Genomic DNA, 16,322 nt, shown 5'->3' on the forward strand with positions numbered 1-16,322 from the left:
CCTCTGAGACCTGAGATCAGGCCTCGGCCCCTTCTTCAGCGGCTTCGGCATCGGTTTCTTCACCTTCAGCGGCTTCTGCTTCCAGTTCAGCCGGGTCAACCCAGCCCAGAATGATACGCGCGGTCATGACCATGTCTTGCGCTTGCTCAAGGGTCACGCCGAACTTTTCAAGCGAGCCATCATCCTTGACGCGTTCGCCATCCACGGTGGTCCACCCACCAGCCAGCTCCCAGTCGGCACAGGTTGCGAAATCTTCCAGAGACTTCACGCCGTCTTCGGCCAGTGCTTCAACCATCTGAGCGGTCAGACCTTCGAACGCGATCAGGCTGTCTTCGACACCCATTGCGCGGGCGTTTTCCAGCGCCTTAGCGGCCTGTGCTTCCAGATACTCGCGGGCGCGGGTCTGCAGTTCGTTCGCAGTACCTTCGTCCACACCGTCGATGACCAACAGCTCGTCGACTTCGACATAGGCGACTTCTTCCAAGTTGGTGAAGCCTTCAGATACCAATAGCTGGGCAAAGAACTCGTCCAGATCAAGGGTCTCCATGAACAAAGCGGTGCGTTCGGCGAATTCTTTCTGACGACGTTCGCTTTCTTCAGCTTCGGTCATGATGTCGATATCAAGGTTCGTCAGTTGCGAGGCCAAACGTACGTTCTGACCACGACGGCCAATGGCCAACGACAGCTGTTCATCTGGAACAACGACTTCGATCTTGCCAGCTTCTTCGTCCAGAACAACTTTGGACACTTCAGCAGGCTGAAGCGCGTTCACAAGGAAGGTCGGCTGATCTTCATTCCACGGAATGATGTCGATCTTCTCGCCCTGAAGCTCGTTCACAACGGCCTGTACGCGCGAACCACGCATACCAACACAGGCACCAACCGGATCGATCGAACCGTCATAGGAAATCACAGCGATCTTAGCACGCGATCCGGGATCACGGGCAACGGCTTTGATCTCGATGATGTTGTCATAGATTTCCGGCACTTCCATCTTGAACAGCTCGGCCATGAACTCCGGAGCGGTACGCGACAGGAAGATCTGCGGGCCACGGGCTTCGCGGCGAACGTCCTTGATGTAGCAACGAATACGGTCGTTCGGGCGATAGCTTTCGCGGCCGATTTTTTCGTTGCGGCGCAGGATGGCTTCGCCAGCACCCACGTCCACGATGACGTTGCCGTATTCTTCGCGTTTGACCTGACCGTTGATGATGGTGCCGGCACGATCCTTGAATTCTTCGTACTGACGATCACGTTCAGCTTCGCGTACCTTCTGCAGGATCACCTGCTTGGCGGATTGGGCAGCGATACGGCCCATTTCGACCGGCGGAACTTCTTCGCTGTACACGTCACCCACTTCGGGGTTCTCCATATACTGCTTAGCCTGATCAACGGTGAACTCGGCCTGATAGTTTTCCAGCTCTTCATCGGCGACGACGGTGCGCACGCGGGTGAAGGTGGCGCGGCCAGTCTTACGATCGATGGTCACGCGAATGTCCATTTCCGCGCCGTAGCGCGACTTGGCTGCACGGGCCAGGCTTTCTTCCATCGCTTCGATGACCAACGAAGGGTCGATCATCTTTTCGCGGGCTACGGCCTCGGCGGTTTGCAAAAGCTCAAGCTGGTTAGCAGAAGTAATTGCCATTCTCAGTCCTCCTCGGAACCGGTGATTTCTTGAATTTCGTCAAATTGGGCTTCGTCGATCTGGCCCGCATCCTTGCGCTGACGCAGCGCCTCGCGGATCAGTTCGTCGGTCAAAACCAGCTTGGCGTCAGCCAGCCAATCAAAAACGAGGCCAATGGTGACCTCTTCGCCCTGGTTCTCGATCTCGATCAGAACCTCGTTTCCTTCTACGCCCGCAAGGTTGCCCTTGAAGCGCTTACGCCCGTCGATCAGTTCAGACGTTTCGATCTTGGCGACATAACCTGACCACGCACTGAAATCCTTCAGACGAGTCAGTGGGCGGTCGATGCCGGGCGAACCGACTTCAAGCGCATAGTTGTCTTCAATCGGGTCTTCCACATCCAAGATCGCGCTCAGCGCGGTCGAGATCTGGGCGCAGTCATCTACTTCAATCCCGCCGTCAGGACGCTCGGCCATGATCTGCAGCGTGGGCGTATTGCCGCCCATCAGACGCAGACGTACCAGTTCGAACCCCATGTCTTCGATCACGGGGCCGACAATCTCGGCCAGTCGACGGTCAATCGCGGATTTTGCAACAAGGTTGCTCACACGTATCTCCAAAACAAAAAAACGGGCCAGCGGGCCCGTCGGATTTTTCCGGTGGAGCTTTGGGGGTGGAGGCCAAAGCACCGCTGTTGAAAAGGGATATAGGGGAAAGCGGGTGAGTCTGCAAGGGACAAGAATAAGGCGAGATTTCCCGCACAATGTGGGCAAATATTAAACCCCCAATGCCTCACGCATGGTTGACAGCTTTTCCATCGTTGTCACCAGCTCGTCGGCAATCCCGCGTTCCGACAATGCGTGTCCGGCCAGATGGATCATCCGCAGATCGGACGCGGGCCAACGGCGGTGCAGTTCCCACGACATCTTCGGCGGGCAAATCATATCGTGGCGTCCCTGCACGATGGTGCCAGGGATGTGAGCGATCCGCTCCATGTCGCGCAGGATCTTGCCGTCTTCGTCCAGAAAGGCGCCGTGCCGAAAGTAATGATTTTCCAGCCGCGCAAAGGCGCGGGCATATTCCGCCGGGCTGTCAATCGTCACGCCGACATTGTGGATCGAGGCCAGCGCGTTTTCCCACCCTGTCCAAGCACGAGCAAATCGGGCTTCCTCGGCGTAGTTGCCCGAGAACAGACGGCGATGATAGGCGCTGATCATGTCGTGACGCTCTGCCTCGGGGATCAGGTTCTCAAAGCGATCCCAAAGCTCGGGCCAGAACCGCCCAGCGCCGCCGCCGTAAAACCAATCCAGCTCGGACTTTGTCGCCAGAAACACGCCGCGCAGCACCAGATGCGCCACGCGCGACGGGTGCGCCTGCGCATAGATTAGGGACAGCGTCGCCCCCCAGCTTCCGCCGAATACGATCCAGCGATCAATGCCCAGCATCGCGCGAATTTGTTCGATATCACGCAGCAAATGCCATGTGGTGTTGTGCTCGATGCTTGCATGAGGCCGCGACCGCCCGCAGCCGCGCTGGTCAAACAGAATGATGTGATAAAGCCTCGGGTTAAAGAACCGCCGCATCGCCGGGGATGACCCGCCACCCGGACCACCATGCAACACCACCACAGGAATACCTTCTGGATTGCCGGATTGTTCGACATAGATCTTGTGGCCGTCGCCCACATCCAGCATATGCCGGTCAAACGGGTCGATCGGAGGGTAGAGCCGTGCGGCTGCGCTGTTTTTTCCTGCGGCCTTATCCATAAACCCTCTATATAATGACCACGACGCGCCTGCCATCAGAAAGAAGGTATCCGATGACTGCCGAAAACCAGACCACCGTCGATCCCGCCGAAGTCGCGAAGTTCGAAGCGATGGCCGCCGAATGGTGGGATCCCACAGGCAAGTTCAAACCGCTTCACATGATGAACCCTGTGCGTCTGGATTATATCACAAACCAGATCGCTGCCGAATTTGGCCGGGATTTGAACGACGTCGAACCGTTCAAGGGTCTGCGCCTGCTGGATATCGGTTGCGGCGGCGGGCTGTTGTCGGAACCGATGGCGCGTCTTGGAGCCACCGTTATTGGCGCGGACGCGGCGGCGGGCAACATCCCGGTCGCTCAGGTCCATGCCGAGCAGATGGGGCTGGACATCGATTACCGCAATTGCACCGCCGAAAGCCTTGCTGACGCGGGCGAGCAATTCGATGTGGTTCTGAATATGGAAGTGGTCGAGCACGTGGCCGATCCGCTGGCCTATCTGACCGCTTGCCAGCAACTTCTGAAACCAGGCGGACTGATGGTCGCTTCGACCATGAACCGGAACCCGAAAAGCTATATGGTTGCAATCATCGGCGCCGAACACATCATGCGCTGGCTGCCCAAAGGCACCCACGAATGGTCGAAATTCATCACCCCGGACGAGTTGGCCGATTTGATCGCCGCCGCAGGCCTGAACGTGGTGGATCGCATGGGTATGGTCTTTAACCCACTTGCGTGGAGCTGGTCCCTGTCGTCCCAAGATCTATCGGTGAACTACGCCATGACTTCGGTGAGGCCGAAATAGGCTCTATTTTGGCGGCCGATAGGCAGCGATCGTGGTCTCGGCCAAGGTAAATCCGGCGCGACGATACAACCGTCCAGCATCACTGTCCGCATTCGCCACGATAACCGGAAGCGCATCAGGCGCGCGGGTTTTGGCCCAATCCAGGCAGGCACAAAGAAGCGCCGAGCATATCCCGCGTCGGCGATATGCCTCGTGTGTTTGCACGGATTGGTACCGGATCAGCCGGTCGTCATTGAAGATGCCCATGTCACCCGCAAGCGTGTCGCCGTCGAAAGCGCCAAACCACTGACCCAACCCTTTCGCAATCTGCTCTTGTCGCGCGACCGTTTTGTTTTTCAAAAAGGTGTCTAATCCAGCCTCGGGCACATCATTCTTCAGTAGATCCGCACGGCCGATAGCCTCGCTTTGTTGCCAATCAGATGCAGACACCAAAGGCCGGATGTTTATCCCCACTGGCATGTCAGCACGCTTCAGTTCCTGTCGCAACGCAAGCACATCGCCCTGTTCCACACGCAGCCCGGTGCATTCAAAAACGTCTTTCACAGACTGAATGCTCAGGTCGGGAATATCCCAACTGATGCAGATGTGTTTGGCCTCGGGGATGTCTGCATGGAACTGTGCAATCAGATCGTCTGCAGATTTCGGTGGCTCATAGAAAACGACGCGGTTTCCAAACCAATAGTTAGGTTCATCTGGCGTGCGCTGAACAAACCGATCGTCAAACTTCTGAATATCGGTCTGGCCAACTTGAACCATTAGGTCGGTGGCAAACTCAAGCGAGTTCATTCGACGTCGCTGAGGATTTGGCGCATCTCACGCAGAACAGGCAGCACATTACGCACGTTTTCAGCCCCGATCTGTTTCACCATGTTTGAGATAATAGGCGTGATCGCCGCCAGCGCCGCATCCCGCGCAGCCTTGCCCGAGGGCGAGATCGTGACGAATTTGCGTCGCGCGTCATCCCAATCTGGCCGGATATGCACATGCCCCGCCCATTCCAGTTTGTTCAGAGTGTTGGTCATTGCACCCCGCGTGACATGGAACGATTTGGCCAGTTGCGCGGGGCTTTTTTCTTCGCCCACGCGGGCCAAGTGATTCAGCACGGAAAAATGGCTTAGCTCCATACCCTTTGGCAGCGCTTTCGACAGACGGTTGCGCGCCAGCTGGTCGGCCATGAACATCTCGCTGAACAGGGCAACAGACAGGGTTTCGGCAGAGCTTTCGGACATCAGGGGCCTTTGAATTCTCGATCATGCGTCAGGGATGGAACGCGTTGGCGCGACCTTCCCACGTCTGCAAGGTCAAGATCAACCATTGTGATGCCCGGTGCGACACCAGCGTCGGCCAAAACTTCACCCCATGGCGACACCACCAGCGAATGGCCATAGGTTGCGCGCTTCGGGCTATGCTGCCCGCACATCGCCGGGGCCAGAATGAACACGCCGTTTTCGATCGCGCGGGCGCGCAGAAGGCTTTCCCAATGCGCAGCACCAGTGACAGGCGAAAACGCAGCGGGCACCGTGATAATTTGCGCACCAGCCTTGGCCAATGCGCGATAGAGATGCGGAAAGCGCATGTCATAGCAGATGGTCATGCCAATGGGGCAGAACTCAGTCTGGGCGACGGTCGCGCGACCTCCTGGACGATAGCCCGCGCTTTCACGATAGCTTTCAGTCGCGTCGATCTGCACGTCGAACATATGGATCTTGTCGTACCGCGCGACGATGTCCCCAAGCGGAGAGATCATGAAAGACCGGTTTGCAAAGCGTCCGTCCGGATCATCCGTTTTCAGCGCCAAGGATCCGATCAACAGCCAAATGCCCAGCGCGTGTGCTTCGTAGCGTAGGGCGGCAAGCGTCGGATCTTCGGATTCGTGATGAAGAACTTTATTTTGGTGCCGGCGGCTGGTCGAGATGATGTTCGACACTTCAGGCGTCAGAACAAACTCGGTCCCGTCCTGCGCCGCTTTCCGCACCATGTCGCGCAAAGGCCCAAGGTTCGCGGCCGGATCATCCCCGGCCGTAAACTGGATCAGCGCGACACGCATGGGTCAGCCCGCCAGCAGCGGATCAAGCTTTCCGCTGCGCTCAAGGTCGTACAAATCATCGCACCCACCCACATGGATATCGCCGATAAAGATCTGCGGCACCGTGTGACGCCCATTGGCGCGCGACATCATTTCCTGCTTGCGCTCAGGTTTCATCAGCACGTTGATCTCTTCAAATTCAACGTTCTTACTGTTCAAAAGGCGCTTAGCTGCGTGGCAAAACCCGCAGAGCGGCGAGGAATAGATAGTGACAGGCTGCATCAGGGGCTCCGTACGAGGTATCTGTGAATAGGTTTACAGCCAGTTAGGCATCCCGCGCAACGCGCGCAAGGGATAGCACCTTCACGGATTCGGCACCGGCGCGGGTTGCTGCATGCGCCGCCGCATGAAATGTCGCGCCCGAGGTCATTACATCATCCAGCAACAGCACATCGCGCCCCTGCAAAATAGCACCGTGTTTAGAGTGCGCACTGATGGCGCGATCCATGTTGGAAAAGCGATCTTCAACATTCATCCCATCATGCATGGCGGTCCGACGAAGGCGGACCAGAGCCTGAGGCGCATGCTCCAATCCGGTTTCACGCGCTAAAGCCCGCGACAGCTCGGCCGCTTGGTTGTAGCGTCGCTTCAGTCGTCGGGTCCAATGAATGGGAATGGGTACGATCAGCAGGCCGTCTTGCATGATATCCTCGCCCGCGCGGGCCAGCCACGGGGCAAAACTACGGGCAAGCTCGGGACGGTCGCCGTGTTTCAGGGCAAGGATCATACGGCGCGCATTGCCACGGTAGAGCAGGGCGGATCGCCCCTGTTTCCACGGGCGCTGCCGCGTCATGCACGCATCGCAATGCACGATGCTTCCATCGTCTTCGCCGGGCAGGGGTTCTCCGCATAGGTCACAGGACAGGCCCGTAATGAATGGTGTTTCCCGCCAGCATTCCGCACAAAGCGCAAAATCCGTATCCGTCGGCGCATCACAACTGACGCATTGCGGTGGATAAATCAGATGCAGTGCTGATTGCATTTTCGCCCCTTCCAACTATGGTCCGCCGCCATGAGACTGCCTGACGACACACCGCCAAAGCTGACCAACCGCGCCCAACTGGCGCAAAATCGCCGCCGCGCGACAGCGGACGGCATGTTCCTGCAAGAACTGGCCGCGGACGAGGTGAAGGATCGCCTGACAGAGGTTAACAGAACGTTTACCAAGCCTGCGATTGTCACCGGTTTCCCCGAGGTGTGGGCCGAAAGCTTCCCCGACGCGGTGATCGTGCCCGATGATGACATCCTGTCGCTGGAGCAGGGCGGGCATGATCTGGTGATCCACGGACTGTCGCTCCATTGGGCGAACGACCCGGTGGGGCAGATCATCCAATCCCGCCGCGCCCTGATCAATGACGGGATGTTCATGGGCGTGATGTTTGGCGGGCAAACCCTGTCCGAACTCCGTGCCATTTTGTCCGAGGTCGAGGTCGCCCGCACCGGAGGTCTGTCCCCGCGCGTGGTCCCGATGGGCGAGATCCGCGATCTTGGTGCGTTGCTTCAGCGTTCCGGACTTGCGCTGCCCGTCGCCGACAGCGCTGTGCGGCAGGTGACATATGCTGACGCTTACGCCCTGATGCGCGACCTGAAAGCGATGGGAGAGCGAAATGCGCTGGAACAGAGACTGATGTCCCCCCTGAACCGCGCCTTCTTTGACGATGTCAAAACCCGCTATGCCCAGCACTTCCCAGCAGATGACAACCGCATCACCGCCAGTTTCGAAATGATCTTTCTGACCGGCTGGGCGCCCGATGAAAGCCAGCAAAAACCCCTGCGCCCCGGTTCCGCTGCGACCCGTTTGGCGGATGCCTTGGGCACGGACGAGACCAAATTGTCCGATTGACCTGAAATATATTCTGTTTAAGTGATCTGAGACGCGAACAAGGACGTAGCCATGATTATGCAAAAGCCCACGGATCATCCCAAACTCCCCGCCCGCAAAGTCGGCGTTCTGTTCGCCAATCTCGGCACGCCTGACGGATATGACTATTGGCCGATGCGCCGTTATCTAAGCGAATTTCTGTCGGACAAGCGCGTGATCGACTATCCCGCATGGAAATGGCAGCCAATCCTTCAGACCATCATTCTGACGAAACGCCCAAAATCCTCGGGCGAGGCGTATAAATCGATCTGGAATGAAGATCTGAACGAAAGCCCTTTGATGACGATCACGAAGGCGCAAATCACTAAGCTTAGAGCCGCATTGGAAGCCAAACACGGCGCTGAGGTCATGGTGGATTTCTGCATGCGTTATGGCAATCCGTCGACCAAGTCGAAGGTACAGGAAATGGTGGCTGCCGGCTGTGACCGGATCCTCTTTTTCCCGCTTTATCCGCAATATGCTGGTGCCACGATGGGCACCGCAAACGACCAGTTCTTCCGTGCGCTGATGGAAGAAACCTGGCAGCCTGCCGCCCGCACGATCGAGCCTTACTTCGACGATCCCGCCTATGTCGACGCTTTGGCGCAGTCCGTGGAAAACGGCTATGCCGCGATGGACAAGAAGCCGGACCTGCTGGTCGTGTCATATCACGGGATGCCAGAACGCTATCTTCAGCAGGGCGATCCCTATCACTGCCAATGTCAAAAAAGCACGCGCCTGCTGAAAGAGCGTCTGGGCTGGGATGAAAGCGAGATCACCACGACCTTCCAGTCGGTCTTCGGGCCCGAGGAATGGCTGAAGCCCTATACGGTCGAGGAAGTCGCCCGTCTGGCAAAAGCTGGCAAGAAGAACATCGCCGTCATCGCGCCCGCGTTCTCCGCCGATTGCATCGAGACACTGGAAGAAATTCAGGAAGAAATCCAAGAGGCCTTCATCGAGGCCGGGGGCGAAAGCTTCACCTACATTCCCTGCCTGAATGACGATGACGCCCATATCGACGCACTGATCGGCGTGGCCGAGCGTAATTTGGGCGGCTGGCTGGGTTGAACCGCCTCAAATCCGCAAGAACCGCTGCTTCGCACAGGCCAATGCTTGTGCGCCGCTTTCCCCATGTCCATATAGGATGAAACCGAATTTGGAGGCGATATGGCGGAGAACGAATTTCCCGGCTGGCACGGCACGACAATCATTGGCGTGCGCAAAGGTGGTAAAGTAGTTGTAGCGGGTGATGGTCAGGTCAGTTTGGGCCAAACCGTTATTAAAGGCACCGCACGCAAAGTGCGGAGGTTGTCCCCCGGCGGGTTTGATGTCGTGGCTGGATTTGCGGGATCGACAGCGGATGCATTCACTCTGCTGGAGCGTCTGGAAACCAAGCTGGAAGCGACACCCGGCCAACTGGCCCGTGCCTCGGTCGAGCTGGCGAAGGACTGGCGCACCGACAAATATCTGCAAAAGTTGGAAGCCATGCTGATCGTCACCGACGGCAAGGACCTGTTCGTGATCACCGGCGCGGGCGACGTGCTGGAACCGGAACATGACGTGGCCGCGATTGGGTCAGGCGGAAACTTCGCCCTCGCCGCCGCGCGTGGCTTGATGGAAGGCGATCTGGATGCCGAAACCGTCGCGCGCAAAGCCATGGCGATCGCCGCCGATATCTGTGTCTATACCAACGGAAACCTGACGGTTGAGGAGATCAGCCAATGACCGATCTGACCCCCCGCGAGATTGTATCCGAGCTTGATCGCTTCATCATCGGCCAGAACGACGCCAAGCGCGCCGTTGCTGTCGCCCTGCGCAATCGCTGGCGTCGCAAGCAGCTGGCGGATGACCTGCGTGACGAAGTCTATCCCAAGAATATCCTGATGATCGGACCCACCGGTGTCGGCAAGACCGAAATCAGCCGCCGCTTGGCAAAACTCGCCCGCGCGCCGTTTCTGAAGGTCGAGGCCACTAAATTCACCGAAGTCGGTTATGTCGGCCGGGACGTCGAACAGATCGTGCGCGATCTGGTGGACGCCGCCATCATCCAAACCCGCGAACATATGCGCGAAGACGTGAAGACCCGCGCGGAAGAAGCCGCCGAGGATCGCGTGATCGAGGCCATCGCCGGCTCTGATGCCCGCGACGCCACCCGCGAGATGTTCCGCAAGAAGCTGCGTACCGGCGAGCTGGACGACCACGAGATCGAGCTGGAGGTCGCCGATACCTCAAACCCGATGCCAATGATGGATATACCGGGCCAGCCGGGGCAGGGCATGGGAATGCTGAACTTGGGCGACATGTTCGGCAAAGCTTTCGGACAGCGCACCGTGACAAAGAAGCTGACGGTGCGTGACAGCTATGAAGTGCTGATTTCGGACGAGGCTGACAAGCTTCTGGATGACGAAACAGTCACTAAATCGGCGCTAGAAGCCGTTGAGCAGAACGGCATCGTCTTTCTGGATGAAATCGACAAGGTCTGTGCGCGCACCGAAAACCGGGGTGGCGATGTCAGCCGCGAAGGCGTGCAACGCGATCTGCTGCCGTTGATCGAAGGTACGACCGTTTCGACCAAACACGGCGCGGTGAAAACGGATCATATCCTGTTCATCGCCTCGGGTGCGTTCCATGTCGCCAAGCCCTCGGACCTGCTGCCGGAACTTCAGGGCCGTCTGCCGATACGCGTTGAATTGCGCGCGCTGACGGAAGAGGACTTCGTCCGCATCCTGACCGAGACCGACAACGCGCTGACCCGCCAATACACGGCCCTGATGGGGACCGAGGATGTAACGGTTAGCTTCACCGATAACGGCATCGCGGCTTTGGCCAAGATCGCAGCCGAGGTGAACCAAAGCGTTGAAAACATCGGTGCGCGGCGGCTTTACACGGTGCTCGAACGTGTTTTCGAAGAGCTCAGCTTCTCGGCGCCTGATCGGGGCGGCGAAGAGGTGGTCGTGGACCAAGCCTTTGTCGACAAACATTTGGGTGCGCTCATGACATCGACCGACATCAGCCGCTACGTGCTTTGACGGGCTAGTCAGAAAGGGCCTCCTCGGTTATCCAATGGATATTCCCGAGGAGGCTGCCCCGTGCGATTTCTAGTTTTTTCTGTTGTTTTGGTGCTAACCGCCTGTGCTCCTCGCGGTACGATCACGTACCTTCCTGGCGCAGGGCAGGTTGGTGATCTGCAAAGCATCTTTGTCGCCTCAACCCGAGAACTTGACGAAAGCGGCGCGCCCACCAGCAATCGGGGCGGCGAGCTTTTGTTTGGTCAGGTTGGCGTATCGATCCCGGACGATCGCGAACCAGGAGAGATCAACTGGCCCGGTCGCAAGACGCCTGATCCGGCCGCGCACTTCCTTGTCGACAACTACGAACGATTTGCCTCGCAGCGTGCGTTTGAAACCGCGATGACGCGCTCGTTGCGCGGGCGCCGCGGTGAAGAACGCACGGCAACCGTCTTTGTCCACGGATTCAACAACCGCTTCTCGGAAGGGCTCTATCGTTTTGCGCAGTTGAACGCGGATTTGGATCTGCCGTTCCTGCCCGTGCATTATTCCTGGCCCAGCGCCGGACACCCTTTGGGCTATGGATATGACCGTGACTCGATGCTTTATGCGCGTGACGGGCTTGAGGCCACCTTGCGTTCGGTATCAAAATCCGGCGTAGACGAGGTTCTTCTGGTCGGGCATTCGATGGGCGCGCTTTTGTCGATGGAAGCTCTCCGCCAGATGGCAATCGCCGACGGTCAGAAAGGGCTAAGCAAGATTGGGGGTGTTGTCCTGATCTCGCCGGATATCGATCTGGACCTGTTCCGCCAGCAGGCAAAGCGCATCGGGAAGCTGCCTCAACCCTTCTATATCTTTACTTCTTCGCGCGATCGGGCGCTGAAACTGTCAGCGACTCTGACCGGCCAAACCACGCGTCTTGGCAACAATACCGACGTGAAGGAACTGGCCGAGCTTGATGTGACGCTTGTTGACCTGTCTGCATTCAGCGATGGCGAGGCGGACCACAGCGTCGCCTTTGCTTCTCCTGCATTTCTCCGCTTGATCAACAGCATTCCGAACCTGTCTGCCGCCATCAGTGACAGCCCCACTGTCCGGCCGGGCCTTCTGCCGGGTACGGTGTTGGTGGTTCAAAACGCGACGCGATTGGTTATTCCGAACACCGCGCCTTAACGTCGCCTGCGCAGATAAACGTAGTAGGCACCCTGCCCGCCATGTTTCAGATGCGCTTCGGTAATTTGCAGGACGTGCTGACGTAGTGGTGCGGTGTTCAGCCAGTGTGGCACTTGATGGCGTAAGACGCCGTGGCGCACAGGGATCGGACCGCCATCATCCTTGTGTTTGCCCTTGCCGGTGATCACCAGAACAAGTCGGCGGTCGGCATCGATTGCGTTCAAGATAAACCGTGTCAGCACCGGATGCGCCTGCGCAATCGTCATTCCGTGCAAATCGATCCGTGCCTCTGGCGCAAGGCGGCCCTTTTTCATTTTGCCAAAGGTGTTGCGATCCATTGCCACAGGATGCGTGGCAACGTGGTCGCGCATCGAAGGGGCCAGATCATGCGGGCTTCCTGGCTTCTTTGCCCGCTCGCCAACGCGGAATTTAGGATGCGTTACTTTGACCGGTTTCAGCGGTTGTCGAATAGGTTCTGCTGGAACGGGATCTGTTTTTCCCAAAGATGGCTTCGGCGGGCGCAGCCGGATCGTGCTTTCGGTTACCTTTTGCCAAAGCGCCTTATCATCGTCGCTCAGATTTTTGGGTCGCCTCGCCATGTCACTGATCCTCGGGCAACAGGGCATAGGCGCGCTGGATGGGAAGCAGCACGTACATGCGCCCATCATCTTTGATCTGGCCCGCCAGCTTTCCGGCCTGATCCCCAGTCCCCCAGAATATATCCGCCCGCTGGGCACCTTTGACCCGCGAACCAGTATCCTGCGCCACCATCAATCGGCGGAACGGCTCGGCCCCGTCCTTTTCCAGCCAGACCGGGGCGCCCAATGGCGTGTATTTCGGATCAATCGCAACGGACCGGTGTGCGGTGATCGAGCGGTTCATTGCCCCAAGCGGTCCCTTGCTGGCGGACACCGCCCCAATTTTGCGGAAGAAAACATAAGACGGGTTCGACATCAGCAGATCATGCCCAGCTTCCGGGTTGCGGCGCACCCAGTTCCGGATCACTGCTTGCGAGACTTGGTGTTCGTTATACACCCCGCGCCGGACAAGCTCTTTCCCAAGTGATCGAAAGCTGTGCCCATTAGATCCGCCATAGCCAAGCCGAATGCTGCCACCATCCGGCAGACGAATCCGGCCCGAGCCCTGAATTTGTAGGAACTGAAGGTCAACCGGATCGGAGACCCACGCGATCTCAAGCCCGCGTCCCTTCATTATGTCGCCTTCTTCGATGCTGCGCCGGGGCAACCAGGACTGGTTGTTCGTTACCTCGGGGGGCTTTGCATAGACCGGATAGCGATAGACCGAAGTCTCATACCGCGAGCCTTTAAGCTCGGGTTCATAATACGCAGTGAACAGGGGTGCTTTGCCGTCTTCGATTAGCAGAGGGCGGAAAAACAGCTCGAAAAAAGCTTTTCCGTCGTCCTGCGTCTGCGCCAAGGCACAGATCGGGCGCCATTGTGGTTCATCCAGATCCCGGCAGGTATCCAGAAACACGCGCAATGCGTCTTGATGGTTGTCATCTTCCCAACCATCAAGCTCTTCAAATGGAACTAATGTGATGCGCGCTTCGTCAAGTCCCGCAAAGGCGGGCATGGCCAAAAGGGCCAGCGCAAATGCCAGCCCCCGAAACATCAGCCACCCGTGGCGACAAGGTGCCAGTTCGGGTTGTCCGACCCCATGACACGGGCGAAGGTCCAGACGTCTTTCTGGCGTTTCACTTCGTTGGGGTTGCCTTCGATGATATCGCCACCCTTGTCGCGTACAACCGAAGTCAGCTCGCCTACGAACTTCACAGTGATCTCGCCTTCACGCGTGGCGGTGTCAAACGCGGCTTCTTCCAGCTTCAGCTCACGGATACCGACAAAGTTCGCCTCGACCGACAGGCCTTGCTCTTCACGCGCTTCGACAACGCTGGCGAAGGTTTCATAAACCTCGTCCGACAGGAACGGCTTAATCTGCGCCATGTCTCCCGCTTCGAACCCCATCAGGATCATTTCATAAGCACCGCGCGCGCCGCCCAGAAACTCGCCAACATTGAAGCTGGGTTCATTTGTCTTCATGGCGGCCAGCGCCAAGGCCGACGGGCTGCCTTCTTCGGCGTGGTCAAGAATGTCTTGATCCGGGCCGCCTTCGATCACTTCAAGGCTGCTGCGATCCAGCCGGCGATCATCCTGACGCGGCACGACGGGTTTTTCGAACCCTTCGCGTGTGCCAAGCACATCGCGCAGGCGCAAAATCAAAAACAGGGCAATACCGGCCAGTACAAGAAGCTGGATCAGGGAAGAGCTCATGGATACCTCTTTTCAAGCGCCATATGGAAACGCGTTCATCGGTGACATATGTAGGTGCAGTACCGGGCCAAGTCCACCGGTCACACGAAAAGGAGATCTTTTGCCATGTGGCTTTTTGCGTTGTTCATCGCCGTTCCCTTGATCGAGATTGCTCTGTTCATTCAGGTAGGCGGTGCAATCGGTCTGTGGTGGACCCTTGGTATCGTCGTGTTGACGGCAATTGTTGGTACCCAATTGATGCGGGCGCAAGGCGCTTTGGCCATGTCGCAACTGCGTGACAGTTTCGGGCAGTTGAATGATCCGACCGAGCCCTTGGCGCATGGTGCGATGATCTTGTTTTCCGGCGCGTTGCTGCTGACACCCGGTTTTTTCACCGATTTCGTTGGTTTTGCCCTGCTGGTCCCAGGTGTGCGCAGCGCCGTGTTCAACTGGGCGCGGTCGCGGGTGAAGGTTCAGACGTTCTCGATGGGGGGAATGGCTGATCAGGATGTTCGCCGCCAGCCCGGACAGGAAGAAGACGTGATTGATGGAGATTTCACCGATGTGACACCCGAGAAGCGTCCGACCCGCCACGGCGTAGAAGGTCCGTCAGGCTGGACCAAACACTGAGATCGAATGCTTCGCCATATAGATCTGCAGCCACGGGGTGAATTGATCAGGGTTCTCCGCGATTTTCGTCTCTAGTTCGGCGCGATCCAGCCAGTCCACAGCCTGAACCTCGTCCGGGTTCAAGTCCAGATTGGGCCGGGTTTCGCAATGAATGACGAACAGATCGACCACCTCGTGCTCGATCAGCCCACCGCCCACATCGGCGCGATACTCTAGGTTTTCGACCCAAATCGGATCGACACCTTTGATCCCAAGTTCTTCATCCAGCCGCCGAATTGCGCATTCACGCGGATCTTCGTCCCAATGCGGGTGGGTGCAACAGGTGTTCGCCCACAAGTTTGGCGTGTGATATTTCTCGGCCGCGCGCTGTTGGATCAGCACCTGATCCTCGCAAATCAGAAATACTGACACTGCTTTGTGCCGAAGCCCTTTCACATGCGCTTCAAGCTTTTCGACCGGGGTCAGGGTGCCATCCACCCAAGTGGGGATCATCGTCGTCATGCGGCGCTGATAGCCCCAATTTCGTTCTGACGAAACCCTTTGTTGAGGGTCCCTGCCCAACCTGCTAAGGACATTTCCGACAGTTTTTCCTGAAGGAGACAGACATGGCCGACGAAGCCGCAACGCAGACGCCCCCCGCACAGCCCAAAATGCAAGTTCTGGGTCAGTTCATTCGCGATATGTCATTTGAAAACATTCTGGCGCAAAAAGGCGTACAGGGTGAAGTTCAGCCTGACATCAACGTCGAAGTCGCGCTGGATGCCAAGAAACGCCCGACAGATCACCAGTTTGAAGTGATCACGAAATACACGATCGGCTCGAAGAACAAGGCAAACGGCGAACAGCTGTTCCTGATGGAGCTGGAGTATTCGGGCATCTTCCACGTTGAAAACGTACCGGAAGAGCAGCTGCACCCGTTCCTGATGATCGAATGCCCGCGCATGCTGTTCCCGTTCGTGCGTCGCATCGTGTCGGACATCACTCGTGACGGTGGCTTCCCGCCACTGAACCTGGATACCGTCGACTTCCTGGCCCTGTACCGTCAGGAAATCGAACGCCGCGCCGCAGCTGAAGCGGCAAGCGCACCCGTAAGCTAAGCCA

The 16,322-nt window shown here is 57.8% G+C and carries 20 protein-coding genes; 8 read left to right on the forward strand and 12 right to left on the reverse strand.

Features of this window, described 5'->3' with window-relative positions; translation table 11 throughout:
- Window positions 1-16: 16 nt before the first annotated feature.
- From nusA to pip, 3 genes are all read right to left on the reverse strand, one after another.
- Window positions 17-1,645: a transcription termination factor NusA gene (nusA, locus tag ACP15F_RS13565; RefSeq protein WP_424941356.1), complete on the reverse strand. Its 1,629-nt coding sequence runs from the start codon at window positions 1,643-1,645 to the stop codon at window positions 17-19.
- A gap of 2 nt (window positions 1,646-1,647) precedes the next feature.
- Complete coding sequence (gene rimP, locus ACP15F_RS13570) at window positions 1,648-2,232, reverse strand: ribosome maturation factor RimP (RefSeq protein ID WP_424941357.1); 585 nt, start codon at window positions 2,230-2,232, stop codon at window positions 1,648-1,650.
- A gap of 168 nt (window positions 2,233-2,400) precedes the next feature.
- Window positions 2,401-3,390 (reverse strand): prolyl aminopeptidase, encoded by a 990-nt coding sequence (gene pip / locus ACP15F_RS13575; protein WP_424941358.1) that lies wholly within the window; start codon window positions 3,388-3,390, stop codon window positions 2,401-2,403.
- A 53-nt stretch (window positions 3,391-3,443) separates the two neighbouring features.
- Here pip and ubiG point away from each other — a divergent pair, with 53 nt between their 5' ends.
- Entirely contained in the window at window positions 3,444-4,193 is a 750-nt protein-coding gene (ubiG, locus tag ACP15F_RS13580; RefSeq protein ID WP_424941359.1) for a bifunctional 2-polyprenyl-6-hydroxyphenol methylase/3-demethylubiquinol 3-O-methyltransferase UbiG, read from the forward strand.
- Window positions 4,194-4,196: 3 nt separating this feature from the next.
- On the opposite strand, the gene ACP15F_RS13585 is transcribed toward ubiG, so the two are convergent.
- Genes ACP15F_RS13585 through ACP15F_RS13605 form a run of 5 tightly spaced genes read right to left on the reverse strand, consistent with a single transcriptional unit; the run spans window position 4,197 to window position 7,261 of the window.
- The gene (locus tag ACP15F_RS13585; RefSeq protein WP_424941360.1) at window positions 4,197-4,979 is read right to left on the reverse strand and encodes a GNAT family N-acetyltransferase; all 783 of its coding nucleotides are present in this window, start codon (window positions 4,977-4,979) and stop codon (window positions 4,197-4,199) included.
- A complete protein-coding gene (locus ACP15F_RS13590; protein WP_424941361.1) occupies window positions 4,976-5,422 on the reverse strand; it encodes a MarR family winged helix-turn-helix transcriptional regulator in 447 nt (148 codons plus the stop codon). Before ACP15F_RS13590 ends, ACP15F_RS13585 begins: the two co-directional genes overlap by 4 nt.
- Window positions 5,422-6,240, reverse strand: a complete 819-nt coding sequence (locus ACP15F_RS13595; protein WP_424941362.1) for a carbon-nitrogen hydrolase family protein — start codon at window positions 6,238-6,240, stop codon at window positions 5,422-5,424. Before ACP15F_RS13595 ends, ACP15F_RS13590 begins: the two co-directional genes overlap by 1 nt.
- A gap of 3 nt (window positions 6,241-6,243) precedes the next feature.
- Complete coding sequence (grxC, locus tag ACP15F_RS13600; protein ID WP_424941363.1) at window positions 6,244-6,501, reverse strand: glutaredoxin 3; 258 nt, start codon at window positions 6,499-6,501, stop codon at window positions 6,244-6,246.
- Window positions 6,502-6,544: 43 nt separating this feature from the next.
- Window positions 6,545-7,261, reverse strand: coding sequence for a double zinc ribbon domain-containing protein (locus tag ACP15F_RS13605; protein ID WP_424941364.1), 717 nt, complete (start codon window positions 7,259-7,261; stop codon window positions 6,545-6,547).
- A gap of 30 nt (window positions 7,262-7,291) precedes the next feature.
- Here ACP15F_RS13605 and ACP15F_RS13610 point away from each other — a divergent pair, with 30 nt between their 5' ends.
- From ACP15F_RS13610 to ACP15F_RS13630, 5 genes are all read left to right on the forward strand, one after another.
- On the forward strand, window positions 7,292-8,122 hold the full coding sequence (locus tag ACP15F_RS13610) for an SAM-dependent methyltransferase (protein WP_424941365.1): 831 nt from the start codon (window positions 7,292-7,294) through the stop codon (window positions 8,120-8,122).
- 51 nt (window positions 8,123-8,173) lie between these two features.
- On the forward strand, window positions 8,174-9,208 hold the full coding sequence (gene hemH, locus ACP15F_RS13615) for a ferrochelatase (RefSeq protein ID WP_424941366.1): 1,035 nt from the start codon (window positions 8,174-8,176) through the stop codon (window positions 9,206-9,208).
- Window positions 9,209-9,307: 99 nt separating this feature from the next.
- A complete protein-coding gene (gene hslV / locus ACP15F_RS13620; RefSeq protein WP_424941367.1) occupies window positions 9,308-9,865 on the forward strand; it encodes an ATP-dependent protease subunit HslV in 558 nt (185 codons plus the stop codon).
- Window positions 9,862-11,169 carry an ATP-dependent protease ATPase subunit HslU gene (hslU, locus tag ACP15F_RS13625; protein ID WP_424941368.1) on the forward strand — a complete coding sequence of 436 codons (1,308 nt, stop codon included), beginning with the start codon at window positions 9,862-9,864 and terminating at the stop codon, window positions 11,167-11,169. Before hslV ends, hslU begins: the two co-directional genes overlap by 4 nt.
- 60 nt (window positions 11,170-11,229) lie before the next feature.
- On the forward strand, window positions 11,230-12,321 hold the full coding sequence (locus tag ACP15F_RS13630) for an alpha/beta hydrolase (protein ID WP_424941369.1): 1,092 nt from the start codon (window positions 11,230-11,232) through the stop codon (window positions 12,319-12,321).
- On the opposite strand, the gene ACP15F_RS13635 is transcribed toward ACP15F_RS13630, so the two are convergent.
- From ACP15F_RS13635 to ACP15F_RS13645, 3 genes are read right to left on the reverse strand one after another with little or no spacing between them, the layout of a single operon-like run.
- A complete protein-coding gene (locus ACP15F_RS13635; RefSeq protein ID WP_424941370.1) occupies window positions 12,318-12,920 on the reverse strand; it encodes a Smr/MutS family protein in 603 nt (200 codons plus the stop codon). The genes ACP15F_RS13630 and ACP15F_RS13635 overlap by 4 nt on opposite strands.
- Window position 12,921: 1 nt before the next feature.
- Window positions 12,922-13,953 carry a murein transglycosylase A gene (locus ACP15F_RS13640; protein WP_424941371.1) on the reverse strand — a complete coding sequence of 344 codons (1,032 nt, stop codon included), beginning with the start codon at window positions 13,951-13,953 and terminating at the stop codon, window positions 12,922-12,924.
- Entirely contained in the window at window positions 13,953-14,612 is a 660-nt protein-coding gene (locus ACP15F_RS13645; RefSeq protein WP_424941372.1) for a Tim44/TimA family putative adaptor protein, read from the reverse strand. The genes ACP15F_RS13640 and ACP15F_RS13645 overlap by 1 nt, the downstream gene beginning before the upstream one ends.
- Before the next feature lie 105 nt (window positions 14,613-14,717).
- Here ACP15F_RS13645 and ACP15F_RS13650 point away from each other — a divergent pair, with 105 nt between their 5' ends.
- Entirely contained in the window at window positions 14,718-15,221 is a 504-nt protein-coding gene (locus tag ACP15F_RS13650) for an FxsA family protein (RefSeq protein WP_424941373.1), read from the forward strand.
- Here the strand turns inward: ACP15F_RS13650 and idi are convergent.
- Window positions 15,201-15,722 carry an isopentenyl-diphosphate delta-isomerase gene (gene idi, locus ACP15F_RS13655; RefSeq protein WP_424941374.1) on the reverse strand — a complete coding sequence of 174 codons (522 nt, stop codon included), beginning with the start codon at window positions 15,720-15,722 and terminating at the stop codon, window positions 15,201-15,203. The genes ACP15F_RS13650 and idi overlap by 21 nt on opposite strands.
- Before the next feature lie 104 nt (window positions 15,723-15,826).
- On the opposite strand from idi, the gene secB reads away from it, so the two are divergent.
- Window positions 15,827-16,318, forward strand: a complete 492-nt coding sequence (gene secB / locus ACP15F_RS13660) for a protein-export chaperone SecB (protein ID WP_424941375.1) — start codon at window positions 15,827-15,829, stop codon at window positions 16,316-16,318.
- Window positions 16,319-16,322: the final 4 nt, after the last annotated feature.

The sequence above is a fragment of the Aliiroseovarius sp. S253 genome, assembly GCF_049800855.1.
Taxonomy (GTDB): domain Bacteria; phylum Pseudomonadota; class Alphaproteobacteria; order Rhodobacterales; family Rhodobacteraceae; genus Aliiroseovarius.